A 22,149-nucleotide genomic window follows, 5' to 3' on the forward strand; every position below is an offset into this window, starting at 1 on the left:
CTTTTTGGCCGCGCCTAGAATGGACTGATGATTTCCCGCGAACCCACCGTCGAACGGCTTGCCGTTGCCCGCCGCCTGCTGCTGGAGCCCTTCGGCCTCGACGAAACCCACCTGTCCCGCGCGCTGGGCGAGATCCAGGCGCATGCCGTCGACGACGCCGACCTGTATTTCCAGTACACGCGCAGCGAAGGCTGGAGCCTCGAGGAAGGCATCGTCAAGACCGGCAGCTTCAGCATCGACCAGGGCGTGGGCGTGCGCGCGGTCAGCGGCGAGAAGACGGCGTTTGCGTACTCGGACGACATCTCCGAGGCGTCGCTGCTCGATGCGGCGCGCACGGTGCGTTCCATCTCCGCCGCGGCGAAGAGCGCGCGCCGCAAGGTGGCCGCGCAGAAGGTGGCGCACAGCCGCACGCTGTACCAGGGGCTCGATCCGATCGGTTCCCTCGACAGCACGGCCAAGGTCCAGCTGCTCGAGAGGGTGGAGCGCCTCGCCCGCTCGAAGGACCCGCGCATCGTGCAGGTGATGGCGGGGCTTGCCAGCGAATACGACGTGGTGATGGTTGCTCGGGCGGATGGCACGCTGGCCGCCGACGTGCGCCCGCTCGTGCGCCTGTCGGTGACGGTGATCGCCGAACAGAACGGCCGCCGGGAGATGGGCTCCGGTGGCGGCGGCGGCCGCTTCGGCCTTGCGTACTTCGACGAAGGGCGCATCCAGGCTTACGTGCAGGACGCGGTGAAGGCGGCGCTGACCAACCTCGAGTCGCGTCCCGCGCCCGCGGGCGAGATGACCGTGGTGCTCGGCCCCGGCTGGCCCGGCATCCTGCTGCACGAGGCGGTGGGCCACGGCCTCGAAGGCGACTTCAACCGCAAGGGCTCCAGCGCGTTCTCGGGCCGCGTGGGCCAGCGCGTCGCCGCCAAGGGCGTGACGGTGCTGGACGACGGCACCATTGCCGACCGCCGCGGCTCGCTCAACGTGGATGACGAGGGCCACGCGAGCCAGCGCAACGTGCTGATCGAAGACGGCATCCTGCGCGGTTACATCCAGGATTCGCTCAACGCGCGCCTGATGGGCGTCGCGCCCACCGGAAACGGCCGGCGCGAGAGCTATGCGCACATCCCCATGCCGCGCATGACCAACACCTACATGCTGGGCGGCGAGCACACGCCCGACGAGATCGTCGCCAGCATCAAGAAGGGGCTCTACGCCACCAACTTCGGCGGCGGGCAGGTGGACATCACCTCCGGCAAGTTCGTGTTCTCGGCGAGCGAGGCGTACTGGGTGGAGAACGGCAAGGTGCTCTACCCCGTGAAGGGCGCCACCATCGTCGGCAACGGCCCGGACGCGCTCACGCGCGTGTCGATGATCGGCAACGACATGAAGCTGGACACCGGCGTGGGCACCTGCGGCAAGGAGGGGCAGAGCGTGCCGGTGGGCGTGGGGCAGCCCACGCTGCGCATCGACGCCTTGACCGTGGGCGGCACCGCGTAAGGCACCATGCCGCGCAACTCGCGCCTGTCCGTCGACCCGTCGACGAACCTGCCGGACATCAACACGTTCGGCCAGCTCAGCAACTTCCTGCGCGGCGCGGTTGCCGACGAGGACAGCCGCAATTTCTCCGAGAGCATGGGCCAGCTGGCGACCCGCATCGAGTCGATCGTGGCGAGCTTGCGCCTGTCGCAGCAGCGCGTGGTCGTCGCGCCGATGCTGGTGGACATGCTCACTGTGCTGCGGGCCCATCGCCACCTCGTCGTCAACCTCGGCCTGCCATGGCGGGGCCTCTACGAATACGCGTCCTACCTGCAGGCCCTGAACAACTTCCGAGTGCTGATCGGGCAGTGGCTGCTCGATGGCGGCCCGCGCAGCACGCAGCTGGCGCTGACCGCGGAGGACTTCGAGCTGATCGCCTGGCGCACGCTGGGCGAGGGCATGCTGCTGGTGGACATGTACGAGGACTGGATCTCGCGCGAACCGGACGACTTCGAGTCCACCCAGCCGCAGCAAAGCGCCCTGGGGCAGCTGTCGGAGCCGCAGGTGCAGCGGGCGATCCAGTGGTGGAAGAAACTGCGGCTGTGATACATTCGGCTCCAATGCGTCCCGCGTCCCATTTCTTTTTTGGCTACTTTTGGTTCTCCACGCCCCCGGCGGTCGAGAGTCCCAGTCGTACGCGCAAGAAGTAGACGCAAGGACCCACGAAACGAACCGCCGGAACCCCCGGCGGTTTTTTTTTGACCTCCACGGAAGAAACCGCCCATGAGCACCAAGTCCACCGCCACCGATGCCTGGTATTCGCACCCCGTCGACAAGACGAGCCAGACCGACGACCAACGCATCAAGGACATCACCGTGTTGCCACCGCCCGAACACCTGATCCGCTTCTTCCCGATCCGCGGCACCGCGGTGGAGGTGCTCATCACGGACACGCGCCGCGCCATCCACAACATCATGGCGGGCAAGGACGACCGGCTGGTGGTGGTGATGGGCCCGTGCTCGATCCACGACCCGGCGGCGGCGCTGGACTACGCGCGGCGGCTGAAGGAGGCGCGCGAGAAGTACAAGGACACGCTGGAAGTGGTGATGCGCGTGTACTTCGAGAAGCCGCGCACGACCGTGGGCTGGAAGGGGCTGATCAACGACCCGTACCTCGACGAGAGCTTCCGCATCGACGAGGGCCTGCGCATCGCGCGGCAGCTGCTCATCGAGATCAACCGCCTCGGGCTGCCGGCTGGCAGCGAGTTCCTCGACGTGATCTCGCCCCAGTACATCGGCGACCTGATCTCCTGGGGCGCGATCGGCGCGCGCACCACCGAGAGCCAGGTGCACCGCGAGCTGGCCAGCGGCCTGTCGGCGCCCATCGGCTTCAAGAACGGCACCGACGGCAACATCAAGATCGCCACGGATGCAATCCAGGCCGCGGCGCGCGGCCACCACTTCCTCTCGGTCCACAAGAACGGCCAGGTCGCCATCGTGCAGACCAACGGCAACAAGGACTGCCACGTCATCCTGCGCGGCGGCAAGGCGCCCAACTACGACGCGCCGAGCGTCGCCGCGGCCTGCAAGGAGCTGGAAGCGTCCAAGCTGCCGCCGGTGCTGATGGTGGACTGCAGCCATGCCAACAGCAGCAAGCAGCACGAGAAGCAGGTGGACGTGGCGCGCGAAATCGCGTCGCAGGTCGCGGGCGGCTCGCGCCGGGTGTTCGGCGTGATGGTCGAAAGCCACCTGCTGCCGGGCGCCCAGAAGTTCACGCCCGGCAAGGACAAGGCGGACTCGCTCGAATACGGCCGCAGCATCACGGACGCCTGCATCGGCTGGGGTGACTCGCTCCAGGTGCTGGACGTGCTGTCGGAGGCGGTCGAGGCCCGCCGGAGTCGCTGAAAGGACACGTCGGCTGTCAGCTTGTATTTACAGGTCGTAACTGTTGGACTATATTTGTTGCCATCTGAGCTAGCAGTACCGGCCAACCGACATGTCCATCGACCTGCCCACCCTTCGACTGGGTCTTGCGGGGTTCACCCTCGAGCAGCAGGAGCGCGCCGTTCGTGCCCTGCAGCAGGTGAGCCCGCCCCAGGTGGGCTGGACGGTTGCCTCGTTCGGCGACGCCGACGCGTGGTGGGCGCACGGTTCGCGCTGCTCGCTGGTCACGCCCAGCGTGATGCGGGTGGCGCCGGGTGAGCCGACCGCTCGCTCGCTGCAGGTCAACCTGGCCGAAGTGGACCGGCCGCTGGCTTTCGCCAAGCCCGTCCCGTCGCCCCAGTTCGACCGCGCCTACCAGTTCGACCTGGACGACCTCGAGGAAGTCCGCGGCGTCGTCGAGAAATTCACCGCCTGGCACCAGCCCCTGGTGGCGCAGTACGGGCTCGCCGCATGCCTGGTGGACCACTACAGTGCGCTTGGCCCGGGCGTTTTCGACGTGGTGCTCGAAGGCTCGCTCATCGCCGTGGTGGACATGCGTGGCAGCGTGGGCGTGCTGCCCACCGTGGGCGCCGCCGACTTCGCCGACGCCATGTGGCGCCGCCGCGAGGACCGCTCGGCGATGCCCGAGGCGTTCGTGAAGGCGACCGTGTCGCACGTGATGTGGCAGTACGCGCTGCGCACGCGCCGCGACCTGCTGCCGCTGCACTACCGCTCGGAACCGCTTTATTTCCGCCGGCCGCCGCGGCTGCCGCAGCAGGCCCTGAAGGACGCCCACCTGCTGCTGCTGCGCGAGCTCGCCATGGGGCCCGGCACCTTCCAGGAACTCGAACAGCGCACGGGACTCGTTGGGGTGCAGCTGGCGCGGCCCCTGGCCGCGCTCTACTACGTGGGGTCGATCACGTCGAACCCGAAGCGGGCGTCACCCGCCTCGTTGCAAAGGCAGGGCATGGGGGACTCCTCGCAGCACTCCGGGCCGAACTCGCACCTGGAGCCGCAACGGCCCTTTCCGGTCCGCAACGACCTTACCGCGCCGGCGCCGCTGATGCGCTGATCGCGCTTGCCCGCAGCGCGGCAAGCAGCTTCGCGTGCACGCCGCCGAAGCCGCCGTTGCTCATGCACACGATGTGGTCGCCCGCACGCGCGGCACTGACCACCTGTTCCACGAGTTGGTCGATCGTGTCCGCGACTTGCGCGCGGTCGCCCATCGGCGCGAGCGCTTCACGCGGGTCCCAACCCAGCCCGCCGGCGTGGCAGAAGGAGAGGTCCGCGAGCGCGAGGCTGTCGGGCAGCTGCGCCTTCATCGTGCCCAGCTTCATCGTGTTGCTGCGCGGCTCGAACACCGCGAGGATGCGCGCGGCGCCGACCTTGCGGCGCAAGCCGTCGAGCGTGAGGCGGATCGCGGTGGGGTGGTGCGCGAAGTCGTCGTAGACGGTCACGCCCGCTTCGGTGCCGCGCACTTCCATGCGGCGCTTGACGTTGCGGAAGCTGCCCAGCGCGGCGGCCGCTTTCGCCGGTTCCACGCCGACGTGCTGCGCGGCGGCGATCGCGGCCAGCGCGTTCAGCTGGTTGTGCACGCCGGTGACATCCCACTCGACACGGCCGCACTCGCGGCCACGCTCGAGCACAGTGAATGCGTGCGGCTCCCCTTCGGCGGTGAAGTCGCTCACCGCCGCACCGAAGCTGCGCTGCTCGCTCCAGCAGCCCATGTTCAACACGCGCTGCAGGCTTTCTTCCAGCCCGTTGACCACGACACGCCCCGTTGAGGGCACGGTGCGCACGAGGTGGTGGAACTGGCGTTCGATGGCCTTGAGGTCGTCGAAGATGTCCGCGTGGTCGAACTCGAGGTTGTTCAGGATGGCCGTGCGCGGGCGGTAGTGCACGAACTTGCTGCGCTTGTCGAAGAAGGCGCTGTCGTATTCGTCGGCCTCGATCACGAAGGTGTTGCCCTTGCCGAGGCGGGCGGAGATGTCGAAATTCATCGGCACGCCGCCGACGAGGAAACCCGGCTCGAGACCTGCTGCCTCGAGGATCCACGCGAGCATCGACGTCGTCGTCGTCTTGCCGTGCGTGCCCGCGACAGCGAGCACGTGGCGGCCCTGCAGGACGTGCTCGGCCAGCCACTGGGGGCCGCTGGTGTACGGCAGGCCCTGGTCGAGGATCGCCTCCATCAGCGGATAGCGCGGCGTGCCATCGGGCTGGCGCGCGCGTGAGACCACATTGCCGACCACCCACATATCGGGTTGCAACGCGAGCTGTTCCGCGCCGTAGCCTTCGACCAGGTCGATGCCCAGCGCGCGCAGCTGGTCGCTCATGGGCGGGTAGACGCCCGCGTCGCAGCCCGTGACCTTGTGGCCGGCCTCGCGCGCGAGGGCCGCCAGGCCGCCCATGAAGGTGCCGCAGATGCCGAGGATGTGGATGTGCATGGGCCGGGATTATCCCGGCCCTGCCGACCGGATTATTTCGGGAAGCGTTCGCGAAGTTTCAGTTTCCAGAACTTGCCGGTCGAGGTGCGCGGCACCGCCTCGATGAATTCGTACCGCTCGGGCAGCTGCCACTTGGCGAAGCTGCGATTGAGCAGGTGCGTGTCGAATTCACGGGTTTCGACGACTGCGCCCGGCTTGAGCACGACGCACGCGAGAGGCCGTTCGCTCCACTTCTCGTCGGGGATGGCGATGACGGCCGCCTCGGCAACGGCCGGGTGCGCCATGAGCGCGTTCTCCAGGTCCACCGAGCTGATCCATTCGCCGCCGCTCTTGATGAGGTCCTTGGTGCGGTCCGTGATTCGCACGAAGCCGAGGTCGTCCACCGACGCGACGTCGCCCGTGCGCAGCCAGCCGTCGCGGGTGAACTTCTCTTCCGTGACCGGTACCTCGTGGTAACTGCCGGTGATGAAGGGCCCGCGAACCTGGATCTCGCCCACGCTCTTGCCGTCCCACGGCTGCTCGCCGCCGTCGCCCCACACGCGCAGGTCCACCAGCGGGACGGGCACGCCCGCCATCGCCGCGCGGCGGTACTTCTCGTCCGCGCTCGCGTCGCCGAGCTCGCGGCGGGGGTAGGAGATGGTGCAGACGGGCGAGGTCTCCGTCATGCCCCAGCCCTGCAGGATCCAGATGCCGTGCCTGTCGAACGCGCGGATCAGCGCCTCCGGCACCGCTGCGCCGCCGACCAGCGAGCGCATGCCCTTGGGCAGCTTCCAGCGGCCGCGGTTGGGCGAGTCTTCCTTCTGCGCCGCGTCGTAGGTCTGGATCAGCGACATCCAGATCGTCGGCACGCCGAGCGACAGCGTGGGCGGCTCCACCTGCATCAGGTCGAGCAGGTCGTCGGGGTGCAGGTGCGGGCCGGGGAAGACGAGCTTCACGCCCATCATCACGGCGCCGTACGGCATCCCCCAGGAGTTGGCGTGGAACATCGGCGTGACGGGCATGACGACGTCCGTGCCGCGCAGCCCCCAGAAGTCGCCGAGGCTGGCCACCAGCGTGTGCAGCACGGTGCTGCGATGCGAGTAGGCGACGCCCTTGGGCCGGCCGGTCGTGCCGGACGTGTAGCACATGGCCACGGGGTCGTTCTCGTCGTGCCCGGCGTACTCGAAGCCGTCGGGGTCTGCTTCGGCAAGCAGGGACTCGTAGTTGGCGAACTCACCCGGTACGGCCGCGCCGGAGAAGGGGAACACGATGACCTTCTCGAAGCGATGCGCGCCCGCGAACTGGCGGTACAGCGGCAGCAGCACGTCGTCCACCACGAGGAATCGGTCGTCGGCGTCGCCCGCGATCCAGCCGATCTCGTCGGCGGAGAGGCGCAGGTTGAGCGTGTGCATCACGCCACCCGCGGCCGGGATGCCGAAGTAGCACTCCAGGTGCGCATGGTGGTTCCAGCACAGCGTGGCGACGCGATCGCCCTTCTTCAGCCCCAGCTTCTGCAATGCCGACGCGAGCGAGCGCGTGCGCCGGTAGAACTCGCCGTACGTGTGGCGCTTCAGGCTCTTGTCGGGCAGGCGCGAGACGATCTCGTTGCCGTGGAAGACCTGGCCCGCGCGCTCCAGCAAATGGTTGAGCGACAGCGGGACCTCCATCATCGTGCTCTTCATGGCAAGGGCTCCTTTGCCTGAAGACTCTACCGGCGCGAGGGACAATGGGGCCACATGGATAACACCCAATCGGAGATCGCCGCCACGGCGGCGCGGCTCGTCGTGGAAGAAGGGCTCGAATACGGGCCCGCAAAGAAGCGCGCGGTCAGGCAACTGGGGCTGAACGCCCGCGCCGCGCTGCCGGACAACGACGCGGTCGAAGACGCGGTCAAGGAATACATCTCCGTGTTCTGCGCCGACACGCAGCCGCGCGAGCTGCAGGCCCTGCGGCGCCTGGCCATCACCTGGATGGAGCGGCTCGCGGAATTCCGCCCCTACCTCGGTGGCGCGGTGTGGCACGGCACGGCGACGCGCCTGTCGGACATCTACCTGCAACTCTTTTGCGACGACCCCAAGTCGGCCGAGATCGCGTTGATCGAAAATAAGGTCGATTACGAAGCCCGCACCGTGACCGGCTTCAACGGCCAGCCGGTCGAGGCCCTGAGCTTTTCCAGCATGAGCCGCGAGCTGGGCGAAACCATCGGAGTCCACCTCTTGATCTACGACCACGACGACGTGCGCGGCGCGCTCAAGCCCGACTCGCGCGGCCGCACGCCGCGCGGCGATGTGGCGGCCGTGCGCGCTTTGCTGGCCGAGGGCGACGAATGAGCGAAGCCGCTGCCGCCCCATCGGCCGGAATCTCACGCCGCAAGCTCGCCATCGGAGCGGGCGTGGTCGGCGCGCTCGGCGGGCTGGCCCTTGGCCTGTGGCGCGCGCGTGGCGACGCCGAAAGCCCGGAGGTCGCCGCATTCTGGGCGATGAATTTCCAGTCGCCGCAAGGGCAGGCGCTGCCGATGTCGGCCTTCAAGGGCAAGCCGCTGCTGCTCAATTTCTGGGCAACCTGGTGCCCGCCCTGCATCGAGGAGTTCCCGCTTCTCGACGCCTTCTACAAACAAAACCAGCCCAACGGCTGGCAAGTGCTCGGTTTGGCGATCGACCAGCCGAGCGCGGTCCGGTCGTTCCTGGGCAAGCAGCCGGTCACCTTCCCGATCGGCCTCGCGGGGCTGGAAGGTACCGACCTCTCGCGCGGCTTGGGTAACATGGCGGGGGGCCTTCCCTTCACCGTGGTCTTCGGCGCCGATGGGAGCGCCCGCCATCGTAGAATGGGCCGCGTCTCGCCCGACGACCTGAAGGCGTGGGCGCAAATAAAATAATAATCGTGCGAAAAGCCGGAACTTACAGTTTTTTGCTGTAAATTCGCCATCCTTTCCAGAACAACATCGGAGATGGCATGGACCTGCGCAAGCTCAAGACCCTGATCGACCTGGTCTCGGAGTCCAATGTCTCGGAGCTCGAGATCACGGAGGCCGAAGGCAAGGTACGCATCGTCAAGGGCGGCGGCGCGATGGTACAGCCGATGGCCGCCCCGGCGGCGATGCACGCCCCGCCGGCGATGCCCGTTGGCGCACCGCAGCCCGCGGCGGCCGCCCCCCAGGCCGCACCCGCTCCCGAGGTGCCGGCCGGCCACACGGTGAAGTCGCCGATGGTGGGCACCTTTTACCGCTCTTCCGCACCCGGCGCGAAACCGTTCGTCGAAGTGGGCCAGGCCATCAAGGAAGGCGAGACGATCTGCATCATCGAGGCCATGAAGATCCTCAACGAGATCGAGGCGGACAAGTCGGGCACGATCACCAAGATCCTGTGCGAGAACGGCCAGGCAGTGGAATACGGGCAGCCGCTCTTCATCATCGAATAAGCGGCCCATGTTCAAGAAGATCCTCGTAGCCAATCGCGGCGAAATCGCCCTGCGCATCCAGCGGGCGTGCAGCGAGCTGGGCGTCAAGGCGGTCATGGTCTATTCCGAAGCCGACCGCGAAGCCAAGTACGTCAAGCTTGCCGAAGAGGCCGTGTGCATCGGGCCCGCGCCCTCGCCGCTGTCGTACCTCAACATGCCGGCCATCATCTCGGCGGCCGAAGTGACCGACGCCGAGGCCATCCACCCGGGCTACGGCTTCCTGTCCGAGAACGCCGGCTTCGCCGAGCGGGTGGAGAAAAGCGGCTTCCAGTTCATCGGCCCCACGCCCGAGTCGATCCGCATCATGGGCGACAAAGTCTCGGCCAAGCAGGCCATGATCAAGGCGGGCGTGCCCTGCGTGCCCGGCTCCGAGGGCGAGTTGCCGGACAACCCCACCGAAATCCGCCGCATCGCCAAGAGCGTCGGCTACCCGGTGATCATCAAGGCCGCGGGCGGCGGCGGCGGGCGCGGCATGCGTGTCGTGCACACCGAGGCGGCGCTGGTCAATGCGGTGCAGATGACCAAGGCGGAGGCGCAGGCGGCGTTCAGCAACCCGGCCGTGTACATGGAGAAGTTCCTGCAGAACCCGCGGCACGTGGAGATCCAGGTGCTGGCGGACAAGCACAAGAACGCCGTGTACCTGGGCGAGCGCGACTGCTCCATGCAGCGGCGCCACCAGAAGGTGATCGAGGAAGCGCCGGCGCCGGGCATCCCGCGCAAGCTGATCGAGCGGATCGGCACCCGCTGCGCCGACGCGTGCAAGAAGATCGGCTACCGCGGTGCAGGCACGTTCGAGTTCCTGTACGAGAACGGCGAGTTCTATTTCATCGAGATGAACACGCGCGTGCAGGTGGAGCACCCGGTGACCGAGCTGATCACGGGCGTGGACATCGTCAAGACGCAGATCATGGTGGCCGCCGGCGAGAAGCTACCCTTCAAGCAGGGCGACATCCAGATCCGTGGCCACGCCATCGAATGCCGCGTGAACGCCGAGGACCCGTACAACTTCGTGCCGTCCCCCGGCCGCATCACGATGTGGCACCCGCCGGGCGGGCCGGGCGTGCGCGTGGACTCGCACGTGTACACCAACTACTTCGTGCCGCCGAACTACGACTCGATGATCGGCAAGATCATCGTGCACGGCGACACGCGCGAGCAGGCGCTGGCGCGCATGCGCACCGCGCTGGCCGAGACGGTGGTGGAAGGCATCAAGACCAACATCCCGCTGCACCGCGAACTGATGGTGGACGCCAAGTTCATGGCCGGGGGCACCAACATCCACTACCTGGAAGAGTGGCTGTCGCACCATAAACGCTAGAAATGTTGGCCCCCACGCTCCCCGCTTCGCGAGGTTCGCTGCCCCCCGAGGGGGCTTCAGCCGCCTTGGGGCGGCCCGGCGGCGGCTGATGTACGAGCTGCGCCTGCTGTGCCCCGAAGACCGCGTCGAGCCGGTCAGCGAGGCGCTGGACGCGCTGGATGCGTTGAGCGTGTCGGTCGAGGATGCCGACGCGCAGACGCCGGCGGAACAGGCGCTGTTCGGCGAGCCGGGCATGCCGCCGCCCAAGGAGGGCTGGCAGCGCTCGCTGGTGCTGGCCCTCTTCCCCGACAAGGAACAGGCCGAGGAAGCTGCGCGCTTGCTCGCGCCGCAGGATTTCTTCGCGGGTTGCAAGCTGCTCGCGATCGCCGAGGTGCCCGAGCAGGACTGGGTGCGCCTGACGCAGTCGCAGTTCGCGCCCGTGGAGATCACGCCCGAATTCTGGATCGTGCCGACGTGGCATGAGCCGCCGGAGGGGGCGAAGCAGGTGATCCGCCTCGATCCCGGCCTCGCGTTCGGCACCGGCACCCACCCGACCACGCGCATGTGCCTGCGCTGGATCGCGCGCCATGCGCTCGCCGGGCAGCGCGTGCTGGACTACGGTTGCGGCTCGGGCATCCTGGCCATCGGCGCGGCGAAGTTCGGCGCAACGGAAATCGACGCGGTGGACATCGACGAAGCCGCGGTGCGCTCGACGAACGACAATGCGGCGGCGAACGGTGTCACGCTGAACGCGGGCCTGCCCGACAAGGCGAGCGGCGAGTACGGCGTGGTGCTCGCGAACATCCTCGCGACGCCTTTGAAGGTTCTCGCGCCGCTGCTCGTGTCGCACGTCGCACCCGGCGGCCACCTCGTGCTGGCGGGCATCCTCGAGCGGCAGGCCGACGAATTGAAGGCGGCCTACGCGCCGCATTGCAAGCTCGAAGTGAGCGACACCGAGGACGGCTGGATCCTCATGACCGCGCGCAAGCCATGAGTCTGATCACCTGCTGCCCCGCCTGCGGGACGATGTTCAAGGTGGTCGCGGACCAGCTGAAGATCTCCGACGGCTGGGTGCGCTGCGGGCATTGCGCGCAGGTGTTCGATGCCCCGGCGCACATGGTGGGCGGTGAGCCGGTGGCAGCGCCGGCCGCAACGTCCTCGCCGCCGCCGGCAGCTGCGCGGGTTGCGGCACCGACTGTTTCGCCAGTTCCTGCGCGGCCTGCACCGCTGCCGCCGACTTCGCGCGTTGCCGAACCGGCTGCACCGGTTGCCGCGGACACCGACCTCGAACCGCCGCCGTCGCGACCCTTCGTCACGGAAGCCGCGCCTGACGAGGTGCCAGTGGCCGCCGGCATCGAAGTCGAGGAGATCCCCGTCTTCGGCCCGGAAGAATTGCGGCGCGCGCAGGTCGAGACTGCGCAGGCCGACGAGCCGGTGCAGGAAGTCTCGTTCATCCGCGACGCGCGCCGACGCGCCTTCTGGACGCGGCCGCTGGTGCGCTTCGTCCTCGTGCTGGTGCTGCTCGCCCTGGCGGGTGTGCTTGCCGTGCAGGTGGCCGTGCAGGAGCGCGATCGCCTCGCCGCTTCCGAGCCGGCGCTCAAGCCGCTGCTCACGCAACTGTGTGCGTACCTGCAGTGCAGCGTCGGCCCCGCGCGCCAGATCGAATCGGTCGCGATCGACAGCTCGTCGTTCAGCAAGCTTCGCCCCGACACCTACCGACTCAGCTTCACGCTCAAGAACGCGGCAGCCATGCCGATTGCCGTTCCGGCGATGGAGCTCACGCTCACCGACACGCAGGAGCAGGCCGTGGTGCGGCGCGTGCTCACGCCCGCCGACCTCGGCGCGGCGCCCGTGTTGCCGGCGAGTGGAGAATGGGCGGCGTCGGTGACGCTGTCCGTCGCGCCCACGGCGGGCAACGGCCGCATCTCCGGCTATCGTTTGCTTGCCTTCTACCCCTGAAAGAAAGACCCGACTTCCATGGCAGCCCTGATCTGCGGTTCCTTCGCGTTCGACACCATCATGAATTTCGAGGGCCGCTTCGCGGACCAGATCCTGCCGGACCAGCTGCACATCCTGAACGTGTCGTTCCTCGTGCCGGGGCTGCGGCGCGACTTCGGCGGCTGCGCGGGCAACATCGCCTACTCGCTCAAGGCGCTGGGCGGCGCGCCGCTGCCGATGGCCACCGTCGGTACGGACGGCGCGGACTACCTGCAACGCCTGCGCACGCTCGGCATCTCGACCGAATTCGTCAAGCAGGTCGAAGGCACCTACACGGCGCAGGCGATGATCATGACGGACCGGGACAACAACCAGATCACCGCGTTCCACCCCGGCGCAATGATGCAGGCGCACGTCACTCGCATCGAGGCGCGGTCCGACATCAAGCTGGGCATCATTTCGCCGGATGGCCGCGACGCGATGCTGCAGCACGCGGAGCAGTTCAAGGCCGCGGGCATCCCGTTCGTGTTCGACCCGGGGCAAGGGCTGCCGATGTTCGACGGCAATGAGCTCACCGCCTTCATCGACAAGGCGACCTGGGTGACGGTGAACGACTACGAAGGCAAGATGCTCAACGAGCGCACGGGCCTCACGAGCGCGGAGATTTCGCGCCGCACCAAGGGCCTCGTCGTCACCTTGGGCCACGAGGGCTGCGAGGTGTGGGTCGATGGGGAGAAAACCCACGTGCCGCCCGTGCAGGCAAAGGAAGTCGTCGACCCCACCGGCTGCGGCGACGCCTGGCGCGGCGCGCTGCTGCACGGCCTGGAGCAGGGCTGGTCGCTCGCGAAATGCGCCGAGCTCGGCAACAAGGTCGGCGCGATCAAGATCGCGAGCCGCGGGCCGCAGAACTGGTCGCTCTAACCGCGCGCGATCGTCACGCCGCCGTCGACGGCGATCGTCTCGCCCAGCACGTAATCACCCGCGCGCGAGGCGAGATAGATCGCCACACCCGCCATGTCGTCGTCGCGCCCGATGCGGCCGGCCGGTACGTGCCCCGCGACTTCGTCGCCGTGGTCCCGCGCTTCCTTGTTCATCTCGGACGGGAACGGCCCGGGCGCGATGCCGCTGACGATGATGTTGTCCTGCGCAAGCCGCAGCGCCATCCGCTTCGTCAGGTGGATCAGCCCCGCCTTGCTCGCCGTATAGGAATACGTCTCCCACGGGTTGACCGAGATGCCGTCGATCGACGCCACGTTGATCACCTTCGCCGGCCGATCCTTCGCCGCGGCCTTGAGCAGGCCATGCAAAGCCTGCGTCAGGAAGAACGGCGTCTTCATGTTCAGGTCCACCACCTTGTCCCAGCCCTTCTCGGGAAAGGTGTCGAAGGGCTCGCCCCACGCCGCGCCCGCGTTGTTCACGAGGATGTCGAGCGACTTCTCGCGCTTGCCGATCTCGGCCGCGAGCGCTTTCGTGCCCTCCATCGTCGAGATGTCGCAAGGCAGCGGGATGCATTCGCCCCCCGGCTTCGACAGCTCCTGCGCCGTCGCCGCGCATTGCTCCGCCTTGCGCGCGGTGATGTAGACGCGGGCCGCGCCCTGCCGCAGGTAGCCGGCGGCGATCATGCGGCCGATGCCGCGGGAGCCGCCCGTGACGAGGGCCACGCGGCCCTGCAGCGAAAAGAGGTCGTTCATTGGGGTTTACCTGAGTTGGAAAACCGAGGTTAGCGGGGCGGGGCCGGGCGGCCAATCACCTGCATGACAGCGCGGCCATGGAGGGCTACCATCCGCCGGACAACAACCCCAAGGAGACCACGGATGAAGGCGTTCACAGGTGCATCCAGACAGTTGTCCACGGCGCTCGCGGCCCTCGTGCTGGCGTCTTGCGCGAGCTACGGGCCGGACCCGCAGGCCGAGCTCAAGCGCGCCGACGCCGCCATGGGCGGCACCAACCTCAAGAGCCTGCGCTATGCGGCCACCGGCACCGGCGGCACGTTCGGCCAGGCCTTCGTGCCGGGGCAGGGCTGGCCGAAACTGAACATCACCCAGTTCTCGCGGGTGCTCGACTACGAGACCGGCGCGATGAAGGAAGACTCGGCGCGTTCGCGCTCCGAGCCCACGGGCGGCGGCGCAGTGCCGCTGATGGGGCAGGGCGAGCAGCGCATCTCCGCCCACGTGCGGGGTGAGTACGCATGGAACATGGTCGGCCCCGCACCGCAGGCGGCCCCTGTGCAGCTCGACCAGCGCATCCACGACCTGTGGACCACGCCGCACGGCGTGATCAAGGCGGCGATGAAGAACAACCCCACGGCGCGCAGCGAAGGCGGCAAGACGGCGGTGAGCTTCACGCAGCCGGGCCGCTTCAAGGCCACTGCGTGGATCGGCGCCGACGGGATGGTGGAGCGCGTCGATTCGATCCACCCGCACCCGGTGAGCGGCGACACGGAGGTGGTCACCACCTACTCGGGTTATCGCGACTACGCAGGCGTGAAGTTCCCGACGCGCATCGTGCAGACGTGGGGCGGCTCGATGATCTACGACCTCAACGTGAGCGAGGTGCAGCCGAACGCGCCCACGGGCATCGAGGTACCGGCGCTCGTGAGCTCGTTCGCCGAGCGCGCCACGTCCGAGAAAGTGGCGGACGGCGTCTGGTTCCTCGCCGGCGGCTCGCACAACAGCGTGCTCATCGAGATGGCGGACCACTCGATCCTGGTGGAAAGCCCGCTTTACGACGGCCGCGCACAGGCCGTGCTGGCCGAGGCGAAGCGCATCGCGCCCAACAAGCCGATCCGCTACGTCGTCAACTCCCACCACCACTACGACCATGCAGGCGGCCTGCGCGCCGCGGCGGCCGAGGGCATCACCATCGTCAGCAGCGAAATGGCCAAGCCTTTCTACGACCGCACGTTTGCCGTCCCGAACAGCATCAACCCCGATGCGCTGCAGAAGTCCGGCCGCAGGGCCAACGTGATGGGCGTGGCGTCGATGCGCGACATCGGCAATGCCGCGCGCCCGGTGCAGGTCTACTACATCGAGAACAGCGTGCACGCGCAGGGCTTCAACATGGTGTGGCTGCCCAAGGAGCGGCTGCTCATCGAAGCGGACGCCTACACGCCGCTCGCGCCCGGCGCGGCGCCGCCCGCCACGCCCAACGCGAACAACGTCAACCTGTACGAGAACATCCAGCGCCTGAAGCTGGACGTGGACCGCATCCTGCCGCTGCACGGCCGCGTGGTGCCGCTCGCCGAGCTGCGCACGACCATCGGGATGCGCTGAAGGGCGCCGCATGGACCTCGCCGAGCCACTCGCTGCCAACCGCGCCGATGCAGCGGGTGGGCCCGGCATGGTGCGCCAGCTGCGGCAGGTGCTGCTCTGGCCGCTGCGGCTGATGCCGACGGCCGGGCAGGGCCCGCCGTGGCAGGTGCTGCGCGACCTCGGCGACGCGTCCCCGTGGCGCGAAGTGGTGGACGAGTACACGGGGGACGCCGGCAACTTCCACGAACGGCACTACCGCGAGTTCGTCGCCTTCCTGCCGTACGTGCAGCGCTTCCTCTACGGCGAGGGCCGCGCCGGGCGCAGCCAGCCGGGCGGCGGCGCGCCCATGCGGGTGTTCCGCCGCTTCGACATCGCCAGGGTGCGCACGGTCGCGCGGCCCGGCGATGCGCCGCTGGAGCTCGACGTCGTGCACGTCGACCTCTACTTCTTCTTCGACGTCGACCTCGTGCTGCTCAATGTGGAGGTCAGTGCCACCACGGAGCTGTCGCTCACCCAGGCCGAGGAGCAGCTCTACCGCTTCGGCCGCGGCTACCCGCCGGGCTGGGACGAGCAGGGCCACGCGATGCACTGCATGGCCAGTGTCGAGTGGCTCGACGCGGCCGGCAACGTGCTCTCGCATTCCGATGCGCAGGACGGCGACCGCTTCCTCGCGCATGTCGCCGAGCACCGCGCACCGCGCGTCTCGGGCCACTGGGCCTTCGTGCTGCAGCCGCTGGTGAGCGACCACTCGAGCGAGCCGGGGCAGCTTCGCTTCCGGCAGATCGAGTACTACCGCATGCCGCTCATGGCATGGCTGGCGCTGGACGACCCGCGCTCGCTCACGCGCGCGGACTTCGCGCGGCTCGGGCTGGTCGCCCCCGCGGGCGGTGGCGAAGTGATGCCGTACTCGGAGCAGTCGCTCGGCGACTTCGAGCAGCGCTTCTGCTACGACCGCTTCTGGGCCGAAGGCGGCGAGGCGCCGAACACGCGCTACCTGTGCAGCGGGCATTCGCTCATCGTGATCGGGCAGGCGCAGGCCAGCTTCTACATGTGCCGCGACCGCGGGGTGCTCGCGCAGTTCCGCCACCAGCACTTCATGCTGTTCCTCATCGCGCACTTCCAGAAGGCGTCGCTGCTGATGTTCTCGGACAAGCTCGCGCACGCGCTGCAGAACCTGGACGTGGGCAGCCCTTCGAGCGTGCGCCGCTTCAAGCGCGCCATCCGCAACACGTTCGAGTCCTTCCTGCGCTTCACGCACCGCTACTGGTTCCACGAGATCTCGGAGCAGGCGCACGTGCGGGCGCTGTGGCACATGTGTTCGCAGCACCTCGGGCTGGACCCGCTCTACGCGGAGGTGAAGGAGCGCGTCACGGACATGAACAGCTACCTCGACGCCGATGCGCTGCGCCGGCAGGCGAACACCGTCGTGCGGCTGACGGTGGTGACGATCTTCGGGCTGATCGGCACGGTGAGCACCGGCTTCCTCGGCATGAACCTCATTGCCGAAGCCGAGGCCTCGCGCACGATGAAGCTGGTCTACTTCATGCTGGTCTTCGTACCGACCATCGCGCTCACGTTCTACACGATCGCCAAGTCCAAGCGGCTCTCGGACTTCCTCGATGCGATCTCCGACGAGCGCCTGACGATGAAGCAGAAGTTCGGGGCGCTCGTCGCCGTGTGGCGGACTGCGCCCGACGAGCGCTGAGGCCTACTTCGCCTTGCGGCGATCGCGCCAGGCAATCAGCTCGCCGACGATGCCCTTGCGGAACGCCAGCACGCAGACGACGAAGATGGCGCCCTGCACGACGGTCACCCAGGCACCGAGCTGCGCCAGGTAGTTCTGCATGGTGACGATCACGGCCGCGCCCACCACGGGCCCGAACAACGTGCCGAGGCCACCCAGCAGCGTCATGAGCACGACCTCGCCCGACATCGACCAGTGCACGTCGGTCAGCGAAGCGAGCTGGAACACCAGAGCCTTCGTCGCGCCGGCCAAGCCCGCCAGCGTGGCCGACAGCACGAATGCAAGTAGCTTGTACCGATCGGTGTCGTAACCCAGCGAAATGGCGCGCGGCTCGTTCTCGCGGATCGCCTTGAGGACCTGGCCGAACGGCGATTCGACGGTGCGCCAGATCAGCAGGAAGCCCGCGATGAACACGACATACACCACCGCGTACATCGCCCAGGGGCTCGACAGGTCCACCAGCCCGAACAGGCGCCCGCGCGGCACGGACTGGATGCCGTCCTCGCCACCGGTGAACTTCGCCTGCAGGCAGAAGAAGAACACCATCTGCGCCAGCGCCAGCGTGATCATCGCGAAGTAGATGCCCTGGCGGCGGATGGCCAGCAGCCCGGCGAACACGCCCAGCACGCCGGCCGTGGCCGTACCGGCCAGGATCGCCAGCTCGGGCGTGAGGCCCCAGACCTTGGCCGAGTGGGCCGAAATGTAGCCCGCGCTGCCGAGGAACATCGCGTGCCCGAACGACAGCAGGCCGCCCTGGCCGATGAGCAGGTTGAAGGCGCACGCGAACAGCGCGAAGCACATCACCTTCATCATGAAGACGGGGTAGACCACCAGCGGCGCGAGCGCGAAGACGACCGCCATCACCGCGAAGGCGGTGCGCTGCGCGTTCATGGTGCCGCCGGCAGCGGGCGTGGCGGTCGTGGCGGCCGTGGAAGCAGCGGCGTGGTTCATTTCTGCGTCCCGAACAGGCCGGCCGGCTTGATCAGCAGGACGATGGCCATGATGATGAAGATGACCGTGCTGGACGCCTCGGGGTAGAACACCTTGGTCAGCCCCTCGATGATGCCCAGGCCGAAGCCCGTGACGATCGCGCCGAGGATGGAGCCCATCCCGCCGATCACCACGACCGCGAAGACGACGATGATCAGGTCTGCGCCCATCTGCGGGCTGACCTGGTAGACCGGCGCGGCCATCACGCCGGCCAGGGCGGCCAGGGCCGCGCCGAAGCCGTAGGTGAGCGTGATCATGCGCGGCACGTTGATGCCGAACGCCTGCACGAGCTGCGGGTTCTCGGTGGCCGCGCGCAGGTACGCGCCCAGCCGCGTGCGTTCGATCACGAACCAGGTGCCCAGGCACACCAGGGCCGAGGCCACGATGATCCAGGCGCGGTAGTTCGGCAGGAACATGAAGCCCAGGTTCTGCCCGCCCACCAGCTGCGGCGGGATGGCATAGGGCTGCCCCGAGGAGCCGTACTCGTTGCGGAACAGGCCCTGGATGATCAGTGCCAGCCCGAAGGTGAGCAGCAGGCCGTACAGGTGGTCCAGCTTGTACAGCTTGGAGAGCATCAGCCGCTCGATGACGACACCGGTGGCGCCCACCACGACGGGCGCGATGAGCAGCGCCCACCAGTAGCCGATGCCCGCCTTGTTCAGCAGCAGGTAAGCCGTGAAGGCGCCCAGCATGTACTGGGCGCCGTGGGTGAAGTTGATGATGTTCAGCAGGCCGAAGATGACCGCCAGGCCCAGCGAGAGCAGCGCGTAGAACGAGCCGTTGATCAGCCCGATCAGCAACTGCCCGAAGAGGGCCTGGGTGGGGACGCCAAATATCTCGGTCATCTTGTCGGCCTGCCGGCTTCAGGTTACTTCACGAGCGGGCACTCGCCCTGGTTGAGCGGACGGAAGGCCTGGTCGGCCGGGATCGTCGCGCGGATCTTGTAGTAGTCGTACGGGCCCTTGGACTCGGCCGGCTTCTTCACTTCCACCAGGTAGGCGGGGTGGATCTTGCGGCCGTCGGCGCGGATCGAGCCCTTGCCGAACAGCGGGTCGTCCGTGGGCATGGCCTTCATCTGCGCGATCACCTTGGGGCCGTCGTCGGTCTTGGCGGCTTCCACGGCCTTCAGGTAGTGGAGGACCGAGGAGTAGACGCCGGCCTGCACCATCGTGGGGTACTTGCCGTTGTTGGCCGCGGCGAAGCGGCGGCTCCACGCGCGGGTCTGCTCGTTGAGGTCCCAGTAGAAGGTCTCGGTGAAGATCAGGCCCTGCGCCGTGTTCAGGCCTAACGAGTGCACGTCGGTGATGAACACCAGCAGGCCCGCCAGGTTCTGGCCGCCCTTGGTGATGCCGAACTCGGCCGCCTGCTTGATCGAGTTGATGGTGTCGCCGCCGGCGTTGGCCAGGCCGATGATCTTGGCCTTGGACGACTGCGCCTGCAGCAGGAACGAGCTGAAGTCCTGGCCGGGGAACGGATGCCGCACCTTGCCCAGCACCTTGCCGCCGGACTTGGTGACCACCGCCTCGGTGTCGCGCTCAAGCGCATGGCCGAAGGCGTAGTCGGCGGTCAGGAAGAACCAGGAGTCGCCGCCGGTCTTCACGATCGCGCTGCCGGTGCCGTTGGCCAGCATCCAAGTGTCGTAGGTCCAGTGGACCGTGTTCGGGCTGCAGGCCTTGCCCGTGAGGTCGGAGGTGGCGGCGCCGCTGTTGATGAACGCCTTGCCCTTCTCCTTCGTGATCTGGTTGACCGCCAGCGCCACGGAGCTGGTCGGCACGTCGAAGATGGCATCGACCTTGTCCACGTCGTACCAGGTGCGGGCGATGGTGGAGCCGACGTCGGGCTTGTTCTGGTGGTCGGCGCTGACGATCTCCACCTTCATGTTCTTGCGCGCGGCGCCGAAGTCCTCCACGGCCATGCGGGCGGCGGTCACCGAGCCCGGCCCGGCGATGTCGGCGTACAGGCCGGACATGTCGTTCATGATGCCGATCTTGATCACCCCGTCGGAGATCTGGGCCTGGGCCAGGCCGGCCGCGCCCGCGAGCGTGGCAGCGACCAGCGTTGAAATGAGCTTGCGTTTCATGTCGTCTCCTTTGGTTGAAGCAAGAGGGAAGTCACACCCCGAGGAATTCGTTGAGCATCGCCGTCTTGGAGGGCAGCTCGGAAGCGTCGAACTTCTCGACGATGCGCCCGTGTTCCATCACGTAGAACCGGTCCGCCAGCGGCGCCGCGAAGCGGAAGTTCTGCTCGACGAGCACGATCGTGTAGCCCTTGGCCTTGAGCGTGCGGATGGTCTCGGCGAGTTTCTGCACGATGACCGGCGCGAGGCCTTCCGAAATCTCGTCCAGCAGCAGCAGGCGCGCGCCGGTGCGAAGGATGCGGGCGACGGCCAGCATCTGCTGCTCGCCGCCGGAGAGGCGCCCGCCGGGGCTGCCGGCGCGCTCCTTCAGGTTGGGGAACATCTCGTAGATCTCGGCCAGGCCGAGGCCGCCGCTGCCGATGACCGGCGGCAGCAGCAGGTTCTCCTCCGCCGAGAGGCTGGCGAAGATGCCGCGCTCCTCCGGGCAGTAGCCGATGCCCAGCTGGGCGATGCGGTGCGGCGGCAGCGCCACGGCGTCCACGCCGTTGATGCGGATGGTGCCGGTGCGCTTGCCGGTCAGGCCGAGGATGGCGCGCAGGGTGGTCGTGCGGCCGGCGCCGTTGCGGCCGAGGAGCGAGACGACCTCGCCCTCGTTGACGGTCATGTCCACGCCATGCAGCACGTGCGACTCGCCGTACCAGGCGTGCAGGTTCTCGATGCGCAGGAGTTCGGTGGCACTCATTCAGTGCGCGCCTTGCAGTTCGCCGGCCTCGGTGCCCATGTAGGCCTCGATCACCAGCGGGTTGCGCGAGACCTCGGCGTACGGGCCGTCGGCGATCACGCCGCCGCGCTGCAGCACCGTGATGCGGTCGGCGATGGATGAAACGACGTTCATGTTGTGTTCCACCATCAGCACCGTGCGGCCCTCGGACACCTTCTTGATGAGCTGCGTCACGCGGCTCACGTCCTCGTGGCCCATGCCCTGGGTGGGCTCGTCCAGCAGCAGCAGCTCGGGCTCGAGCGCCAGCGTGGTGGCCAGCTCCAGCGCCCGCTTGCGGCCGTACGGCAGGTTGACGGTGAGCTCGTCCTCGAACTCCCGCAGGCCGACTTCGGCCAGCAGCTGGCGGGCGCGCTCGTGCAGGGAGTGCAGCGAACTCTGGGGCTTCCAGAAGTGGAAGGACGTGCCCAGGTTGCGCTGCAGCGCGGTGCGCACGTTCTCCAGCACCGTCATGTGGGGGAACACCGCGGAGATCTGGAACGAGCGCACGATGCCGCGGCGCGCCGTCTGCGCCGGCTTTTCCTTCGTGATGTCGACGCCGCGGTAGGAGATCGTGCCGCGGGTGGGCGGCAGGAACTTGGTCAGGAGGTTGAAGAAGGTCGTCTTGCCGGCGCCGTTGGGGCCGATCAGGGCATGGATGTCGCCGCGGCGGACCTTCAGGTCTACGTTGTTCACGGCGACGAAACCCTTGAATTCCTTCGTCAGTCCCCGGGTTTCGAGGATGTACTCATCCGACAAGTTGCCTCCTGCTCGAAGAGGCCGACTGTAGCGAATTCGTGCTGCGCCGCACTAAGGGGCTACCCCC

General features: G+C 67.9%; 21 protein-coding genes. 13 read left to right on the forward strand and 8 right to left on the reverse strand.

The window, feature by feature from the left end:
* Positions 1–27 precede the first annotated feature (27 nt).
* From tldD to H8R02_RS13720, 4 genes are all read left to right on the forward strand, one after another.
* Positions 28–1,488 carry a metalloprotease TldD gene (gene tldD / locus H8R02_RS13705; RefSeq protein ID WP_187081980.1) on the forward strand — a complete coding sequence of 487 codons (1,461 nt, stop codon included), beginning with the start codon at positions 28–30 and terminating at the stop codon, positions 1,486–1,488.
* Positions 1,489–1,494: 6 nt separating this feature from the next.
* Positions 1,495–2,073 (forward strand): hypothetical protein, encoded by a 579-nt coding sequence (locus tag H8R02_RS13710; RefSeq protein WP_187081981.1) that lies wholly within the window; start codon positions 1,495–1,497, stop codon positions 2,071–2,073.
* Positions 2,074–2,250: 177 nt separating this feature from the next.
* Positions 2,251–3,372: a 3-deoxy-7-phosphoheptulonate synthase gene (locus tag H8R02_RS13715; protein ID WP_187081982.1), complete on the forward strand. Its 1,122-nt coding sequence runs from the start codon at positions 2,251–2,253 to the stop codon at positions 3,370–3,372.
* A gap of 91 nt (positions 3,373–3,463) precedes the next feature.
* Entirely contained in the window at positions 3,464–4,462 is a 999-nt protein-coding gene (locus H8R02_RS13720) for a hypothetical protein (protein WP_187081983.1), read from the forward strand.
* Here H8R02_RS13720 and mpl read toward each other — a convergent pair.
* Positions 4,434–5,834 (reverse strand): UDP-N-acetylmuramate:L-alanyl-gamma-D-glutamyl-meso-diaminopimelate ligase, encoded by a 1,401-nt coding sequence (gene mpl / locus H8R02_RS13725; protein WP_187081984.1) that lies wholly within the window; start codon positions 5,832–5,834, stop codon positions 4,434–4,436. The genes H8R02_RS13720 and mpl overlap by 29 nt on opposite strands.
* A gap of 32 nt (positions 5,835–5,866) precedes the next feature.
* Complete coding sequence (locus H8R02_RS13730) at positions 5,867–7,495, reverse strand: long-chain fatty acid--CoA ligase (RefSeq protein ID WP_187081985.1); 1,629 nt, start codon at positions 7,493–7,495, stop codon at positions 5,867–5,869.
* Positions 7,496–7,549: 54 nt separating this feature from the next.
* On the opposite strand from H8R02_RS13730, the gene H8R02_RS13735 reads away from it, so the two are divergent.
* The 7 genes from H8R02_RS13735 (at position 7,550) to H8R02_RS13765 (ending at position 13,425) form a co-directional block, all read left to right on the forward strand.
* Positions 7,550–8,143, forward strand: a complete 594-nt coding sequence (locus tag H8R02_RS13735) for a hypothetical protein (protein WP_187081986.1) — start codon at positions 7,550–7,552, stop codon at positions 8,141–8,143.
* Positions 8,140–8,688 carry a TlpA family protein disulfide reductase gene (locus tag H8R02_RS13740; protein WP_187081987.1) on the forward strand — a complete coding sequence of 183 codons (549 nt, stop codon included), beginning with the start codon at positions 8,140–8,142 and terminating at the stop codon, positions 8,686–8,688. The genes H8R02_RS13735 and H8R02_RS13740 overlap by 4 nt, the downstream gene beginning before the upstream one ends.
* 77 nt (positions 8,689–8,765) lie before the next feature.
* A complete protein-coding gene (gene accB / locus H8R02_RS13745) occupies positions 8,766–9,230 on the forward strand; it encodes an acetyl-CoA carboxylase biotin carboxyl carrier protein (protein ID WP_187081988.1) in 465 nt (154 codons plus the stop codon).
* Positions 9,231–9,237: 7 nt separating this feature from the next.
* The gene (gene accC, locus H8R02_RS13750) at positions 9,238–10,587 is read left to right on the forward strand and encodes an acetyl-CoA carboxylase biotin carboxylase subunit (RefSeq protein WP_187081989.1); all 1,350 of its coding nucleotides are present in this window, start codon (positions 9,238–9,240) and stop codon (positions 10,585–10,587) included.
* Positions 10,588–10,675: 88 nt separating this feature from the next.
* Positions 10,676–11,560 (forward strand): 50S ribosomal protein L11 methyltransferase, encoded by an 885-nt coding sequence (gene prmA, locus H8R02_RS13755; RefSeq protein WP_187081990.1) that lies wholly within the window; start codon positions 10,676–10,678, stop codon positions 11,558–11,560.
* On the forward strand, positions 11,557–12,525 hold the full coding sequence (locus H8R02_RS13760) for a DUF3426 domain-containing protein (protein ID WP_187081991.1): 969 nt from the start codon (positions 11,557–11,559) through the stop codon (positions 12,523–12,525). The genes prmA and H8R02_RS13760 overlap by 4 nt, the downstream gene beginning before the upstream one ends.
* Positions 12,526–12,543: 18 nt before the next feature.
* On the forward strand, positions 12,544–13,425 hold the full coding sequence (locus H8R02_RS13765) for a carbohydrate kinase family protein (RefSeq protein ID WP_187081992.1): 882 nt from the start codon (positions 12,544–12,546) through the stop codon (positions 13,423–13,425).
* Here H8R02_RS13765 and H8R02_RS13770 read toward each other — a convergent pair.
* A complete protein-coding gene (locus tag H8R02_RS13770; RefSeq protein WP_187081993.1) occupies positions 13,422–14,195 on the reverse strand; it encodes an SDR family NAD(P)-dependent oxidoreductase in 774 nt (257 codons plus the stop codon). The two genes, H8R02_RS13765 and H8R02_RS13770, sit on opposite strands and share 4 nt — an antisense overlap.
* Before the next feature lie 123 nt (positions 14,196–14,318).
* Between H8R02_RS13770 and H8R02_RS13775 the strand changes: the two genes are divergently transcribed.
* Both H8R02_RS13775 and H8R02_RS13780 read left to right on the forward strand, forming a co-directional pair.
* A complete protein-coding gene (locus H8R02_RS13775; RefSeq protein ID WP_187081994.1) occupies positions 14,319–15,776 on the forward strand; it encodes an MBL fold metallo-hydrolase in 1,458 nt (485 codons plus the stop codon).
* Positions 15,777–15,786: 10 nt separating this feature from the next.
* Entirely contained in the window at positions 15,787–17,460 is a 1,674-nt protein-coding gene (locus H8R02_RS13780; RefSeq protein ID WP_255429327.1) for a hypothetical protein, read from the forward strand.
* A gap of 3 nt (positions 17,461–17,463) precedes the next feature.
* On the opposite strand, the gene H8R02_RS13785 is transcribed toward H8R02_RS13780, so the two are convergent.
* Genes H8R02_RS13785 through H8R02_RS13805 form a run of 5 tightly spaced genes read right to left on the reverse strand, consistent with a single transcriptional unit; the run spans position 17,464 to position 22,082 of the window.
* Entirely contained in the window at positions 17,464–18,390 is a 927-nt protein-coding gene (locus tag H8R02_RS13785) for a branched-chain amino acid ABC transporter permease (RefSeq protein ID WP_222622487.1), read from the reverse strand.
* Between the two features lie 56 nt (positions 18,391–18,446).
* Positions 18,447–19,334, reverse strand: a complete 888-nt coding sequence (locus H8R02_RS13790) for a branched-chain amino acid ABC transporter permease (protein ID WP_187081996.1) — start codon at positions 19,332–19,334, stop codon at positions 18,447–18,449.
* A gap of 23 nt (positions 19,335–19,357) precedes the next feature.
* Positions 19,358–20,569, reverse strand: coding sequence for an ABC transporter substrate-binding protein (locus tag H8R02_RS13795; RefSeq protein ID WP_187081997.1), 1,212 nt, complete (start codon positions 20,567–20,569; stop codon positions 19,358–19,360).
* Between the two features lie 31 nt (positions 20,570–20,600).
* Complete coding sequence (locus tag H8R02_RS13800) at positions 20,601–21,308, reverse strand: ABC transporter ATP-binding protein (protein ID WP_187081998.1); 708 nt, start codon at positions 21,306–21,308, stop codon at positions 20,601–20,603.
* The gene (locus tag H8R02_RS13805; protein WP_187081999.1) at positions 21,309–22,082 is read right to left on the reverse strand and encodes an ABC transporter ATP-binding protein; all 774 of its coding nucleotides are present in this window, start codon (positions 22,080–22,082) and stop codon (positions 21,309–21,311) included.
* Between the last annotated feature and the right edge of the window lie 67 nt (positions 22,083–22,149).

This window comes from Ramlibacter albus (assembly GCF_014297445.1).
In the GTDB taxonomy this organism is placed as follows: domain Bacteria; phylum Pseudomonadota; class Gammaproteobacteria; order Burkholderiales; family Burkholderiaceae_C; genus Ramlibacter; species Ramlibacter albus.